6 protein-coding genes are annotated in these 4,646 nt (G+C 62.5%); 2 read left to right on the forward strand and 4 right to left on the reverse strand.

Annotated features, from left to right (window positions below; genetic code table 11):
* Positions 1 to 139 precede the first annotated feature (139 nt).
* A complete protein-coding gene (locus ACESL8_RS12365; RefSeq protein WP_372919302.1) occupies positions 140 to 355 on the reverse strand; it encodes a CopG family transcriptional regulator in 216 nt (71 codons plus the stop codon).
* Between the two features lie 97 nt (positions 356 to 452).
* Here ACESL8_RS12365 and ACESL8_RS12370 point away from each other — a divergent pair, with 97 nt between their 5' ends.
* Together ACESL8_RS12370 and uvrB are read left to right on the forward strand one after the other, a co-directional pair.
* Positions 453 to 1,226, forward strand: a complete 774-nt coding sequence (locus ACESL8_RS12370) for a cytochrome b (protein WP_372919304.1) — start codon at positions 453 to 455, stop codon at positions 1,224 to 1,226.
* Positions 1,227 to 1,309: 83 nt separating this feature from the next.
* Positions 1,310 to 3,514, forward strand: coding sequence for an excinuclease ABC subunit UvrB (gene uvrB, locus ACESL8_RS12375; RefSeq protein WP_372919306.1), 2,205 nt, complete (start codon positions 1,310 to 1,312; stop codon positions 3,512 to 3,514).
* An 11-nt stretch (positions 3,515 to 3,525) separates the two neighbouring features.
* Here uvrB and ACESL8_RS12380 read toward each other — a convergent pair whose 3' ends face one another.
* The 3 genes from ACESL8_RS12380 to ACESL8_RS12390 all read right to left on the reverse strand — a co-directional run.
* On the reverse strand, positions 3,526 to 3,864 hold the full coding sequence (locus tag ACESL8_RS12380) for a hypothetical protein (protein WP_372919308.1): 339 nt from the start codon (positions 3,862 to 3,864) through the stop codon (positions 3,526 to 3,528).
* A 75-nt stretch (positions 3,865 to 3,939) separates the two neighbouring features.
* A complete protein-coding gene (locus tag ACESL8_RS12385; RefSeq protein WP_372919310.1) occupies positions 3,940 to 4,260 on the reverse strand; it encodes a hypothetical protein in 321 nt (106 codons plus the stop codon).
* On the reverse strand, positions 4,235 to 4,646 hold a 412-nt coding region (locus ACESL8_RS12390), incomplete at its 5' end, for a fatty acid desaturase (protein WP_372919312.1). The genes ACESL8_RS12390 and ACESL8_RS12385, both read right to left, overlap by 26 nt.

The raw sequence follows: 4,646 nt of genomic DNA on the forward strand, positions 1-4,646 counted from the left end.
CAGTTCCTTGCCGCGCAGCGCCTCGCCGAGGCTGCGCGGATCGTCCAACGGGGCCACGCGGTCGCGCAGGAACGTCAGCACCCGCCGGGCAATCTGCGGATCGAGTGTGCGAAGCTGCTTGGCGGCGCTGTCGGTCAGCTCAATCCGCCAGGCCATAATCCGCCAGCAGATCGTTCAGCGGCACGCGGCCTTCCGTTCCGGCTCGTACCCGCGCCAGGATTTCGGCGGACAGATGTGCGTCTTCAAGATCGTCGATATGCTCGACAATGGCTTCGACCGCATAAAAGCTCTTTGATCGCCCGGTCAGGGCAGACAGAGCCGCAAGTCGGCTTTCGACATCAGTTGGGAGGCGCAAGGAAATCGGCATCGTTGGTTCCATATCACTGCAATACATGTATCGCAACATCCCCTTGCCCTTGCATCCCGCGCCCTTATCCCCTTACGGTCGGGGGGTGACCTTTTTCTATCTGCTGCTGGCGCTTGGCCTGGCTGTTGGCCTCAACCACCCCGGCCGGCTGTGGCGCGTGCTGGCGCAGGTTGGCGCGGCGGCGGCGCTGGCGATGATGGCGTGGTCGATCTGGCTGGCCAATGGCGATGGCACATTTGCGCTGCGCGCGGCTGCTGATGTGCGGCCGCTGCTGCTCAATATCATGGCCGGCATCGCGCTGTTTGTTGTGCTGCTGCTGCTTGGCCTGCTGCCGGCGCAATGGCGGCGACAGGTGGAGGTGGTGCCGGACTGGAATCAGCGGCAGCGTTGGGGTCAGATCGCCCGCCTGCTGCACTGGACCAGCGCCGTGCTGATGCTCGCGGCGCTGCCGATCGGGTTGTTTGTCACCGTGCTCACTCCGTCGCCCGAACGCGGTGATTTCGCGGCGGTGCACAACGGCGTCGGGCTGGCGGCGTTCGGCCTGTTGTGGTTGCGGCTGCTGGTGCGGCGCGCCTCCCCCGGCCCGGCCAGCCCCAATTTTGCGGCGCGGCTCAACAAATTGGCGCTGTATCTGCTGATTGCGGCGCGGGCGGTTTCCGGCCTGGCGCTGGCCAGTGCGACCGGCGCGCCTGTGCTTGGGCTGCACCTGCCGCAAGGCGTGCCGTTGCCGCCCGCCCGCGCGCTGCACCAATGGTTGTCGGCGCTGTTTGCCGCGGCGTTTGCGGCCCATGCCGGCGCCGTGGTGTGGCATCATTTCGCGCTGCGTGATCGCCAGCTTATTCGCCGCATGCTGCGCTAACGAAGAAACGCCCTCCCCCCGGGTGGGGAGCGAGTTGACCCAGCCTCTAGAACAAATCACGCACACGCCGCATAGTGGCGGCCATGGCCATCCAGATTCGCACCAACCTTGCCGAAACGGAGCTGACGGATTTCACGCCGCACCGCCCGGCGCGCCCAGAAAAATCCGAAGGCGGGCGGCCGTTCACGCTCGTCACCGAATATACCCCGGCCGGCGATCAGCCCGGCGCCATCGCCGAACTGGTGGGCGAGACAAACGCCGGCAACCGCGATCAGGTGCTGTTGGGCGTGACGGGTTCGGGCAAAACCTTCACCATGGCCAAGGTGATCGAGGCGGTGCAGCGCCCGGCCCTGATCCTGGCGCCCAACAAGGTGCTGGCAGCGCAATTATACGGCGAATTCAAAAGTTTCTTTCCGCACAATGCTGTGGAATATTTCGTATCCTATTATGATTATTACCAGCCCGAAGCCTATGTGCCGCGCAGCGATACCTATATCGAAAAGGAATCGAGCGTAAACGAAGCCATCGACCGGATGCGCCATTCCGCCACAAGGTCACTGCTCGAACGTGATGATGTGATCATCGTGGCGTCGGTATCGTGCCTGTATGGCATCGGTTCGGTTGAAACCTATTCGGCGATGACGTTCGCTTTGAAAAAGGGTGGCAGCGCCGATCTGAAGGAGACCGTGCGCAAGCTGGTGGCGATGCAATACAAGCGCGGCGACCTCAGCTTTGCGCGCGGCAATTTCCGGGTGCGCGGCGACAGCCTCGAAATCTTCCCGTCGCATTATGAAGACAGTGCCTGGCGCATCAGTTTCTTCGGCGACGAGATCGAAGCCATCAGCGAGTTCGATCCGCTCACCGGCGAAACCGTGGCCAAGCTCGAACACATCAAGATTTACGCCAACAGCCATTATGTAACGCCCGGCCCGACGCTGAAGCAAGCTTCCCAGGCCATTCGCCACGAATTGACCGAGCGGTTGAAGGAATTGACCATCGAGGGCAAGTTGCTGGAATTGCAGCGGCTGGAACAGCGCACCAATTTCGATCTGGAGATGATCGCCGCCACCGGCAGCTGCGCCGGGATCGAAAATTACAGCCGCTTCCTCACCGGCCGCCTGCCCGGTGAACCGCCGCCCACATTGTTCGAATATCTGCCCGAAAACGCGCTGCTGTTCATCGACGAAAGCCATGTGACCGTGCCGCAGATCGGCGCCATGTCCAAAGGCGATCACCGCCGCAAGGTGACGCTGGCCGAATATGGTTTCCGCCTGCCCAGTTGCATCGACAATCGCCCGCTGCGCTTTGCCGAGTGGGAGGCCATGCGGCCGCAGACGATGTTTGTTTCGGCGACGCCCGGCCCGTGGGAGATGGACAAGACCGGCGGCGTTTTCGTCGAACAGGTGATCCGCCCCACCGGGCTGATCGATCCGCCGGTGGAAATTCGCCCCGTCGAAGATCAGGTGGAAGATCTGATCCAGGAAGCCCGCAAAGTGGCAGCGCAGGGCTTTCGCACGTTGGTGACCACCCTCACCAAGCGCATGGCCGAGGATTTGACCGAGTTTCTGCACGAAGCCGGCCTGCGCGTCCGATATATGCACAGCGATGTGGAAACGCTGGAACGCATCGAACTGATCCGCGATCTGCGGCTGGGCGTGTATGACGTGCTGGTTGGCATCAACCTGCTGCGCGAAGGGCTGGATATCCCGGAATGCGGGCTGGTGGCGATCCTGGACGCGGACAAGGAAGGTTTTTTGCGCTCCGAAACCAGCCTGGTGCAAACCATCGGGCGCGCGGCGCGCAACATCGAAGGCCGTGTGATCCTGTATGCCGATCGCATCACCGGCAGCATGCAGCGCGCCATGGCCGAAACCGATCGCCGCCGCTCGCGCCAATCGGCCTATAATCTGGAACACGGCATCACGCCCACCACCATCAAGCGCAACATCAGCGATCTGCTGGCCGATGTGTCGATGAAGGATGGCCTGGTGGTCGACACCGGCGACAGTGACACGCCGCACCTCGTGGGACACAATCTCAAGGCCTATATTGCCGACCTTGAGGAACAGATGAAAAAGGCCGCTTCCAATCTGGAATTCGAAACGGCGGCGGCCATCCGCGACCAGATCCGCCGGCTGGAAATGGACGAACTCGGCATCCCGGTGGATGAACGCACCGCGCCCGTGAAAGGCCGCAGCATGGGCGGCGCCCCCGGCACCCGCACGACGCGTTTTGAAAAGATGAAGAAAAAAGGCTTCAGCGCCAAACGGGGCGGGGCGGGGCGGTAGGCGCGATCAGATCAGCCGCCGCGGCAGGCCATCGCAACGTCAACAAACCGGGATTGGCTGTCGGGCGAACGAAAGGTTGCGCGCGCGATTTCGCGGTAGGCCATTGGCTCTGCCATCCTGCTGGCCCGGATCACATAACTCCTGATCTTGTCCATCTTGGCGGTATCAAGCTCGCCGGCATCCTCGTCGGCTTCATCAAGCTCGGCGCCGTCGCCCAGCGTCCTGACGATGCATTGCGCCCGCTGATCCGGCACGCCCAGCCGCCGCAGCAAATCCGGCGTGACCTGCACCGCCGAGGCGGCCGAACTGGTGCAAAGCAACAAGAGAAAGAGTGCGCGAATCTTGTTCATGAACCGCCCCGCATGCTGACTGACGAGATGCGCCGAACAAAGCCCAAGCGCACCCACCGTGTCAACCGGCGCCGGTCAGATCAGGCAACCCACCCCGGCACGCAGGAATTCCGCGACCAACCCGGGATCGCGGTCGTCGTTCAGGCGGCCGGCGATTTCGCGGATGCTCATGCGTCCAAAGCGTTCGGAACGCAGGCCTGTAAGCTGTTGCAGGCGGCGCAATTGGCCCAGCGACAGGCGTTCACCCAGCCGGTTGCCCATACACTGGGCCTGGCCCGGGTTCACGCCCAGATCAACAAGATTGGTGGTGATGCGCTGCGCCGGGGTGGCGCAGGCGGCCAGCAACAGCGCGGCCAGCAGCGCAGCAGATTTAGGCAGGGAGAGTTTTGCGGGCATCGGGCAATCGCCACCATGGGGTTTGCGGAAACAAGTGATGTTCGTGATGATAGCCGCCGAAATGAAAACAGGAGATTAATGAAATCAGGCCGCCAGCGCCAACACTGCGCGCCCGGTGCTGATCGGCAAACGGACTGGCTGAATGGCGGTGCGGCAGAAACGTGCCGAAGAAAAACAGCTGCCCCAGCGCCAGCAGCGCCGGCACCGCCCAGAACACCGCAAAATTGATCAGGCTGGCTCCCAGCACCATGTAAATGCAGGCAACCACGGTGATCCGCACCAATTGCATGTGGGTGTAATAATTGCCGAAAAAGCGCAGGAACCAGCGGCCGGGCATATTTGGCGCATCAGCGTTGAAATCGGGATCGTCATGGGTGCCAACATGG

The sequence above is a fragment of the Sandarakinorhabdus sp. genome (assembly GCF_041689835.1).
GTDB lineage: Bacteria > Pseudomonadota > Alphaproteobacteria > Sphingomonadales > Sphingomonadaceae > Sandarakinorhabdus.

Coding starts and splice junctions, on each gene's coding strand:
- ACESL8_RS12380 (WP_372919308.1), bottom strand. CDS start 3,864: ATGAACAAGATTCGCGCACTCTTTCTCTTGTTGCTTTGCACCAGTTCG.
- uvrB (WP_372919306.1), top strand. CDS start 1,310: ATGGCCATCCAGATTCGCACCAACCTTGCCGAAACGGAGCTGACGGAT.
- ACESL8_RS12385 (WP_372919310.1), bottom strand. CDS start 4,260: ATGCCCGCAAAACTCTCCCTGCCTAAATCTGCTGCGCTGCTGGCCGCG.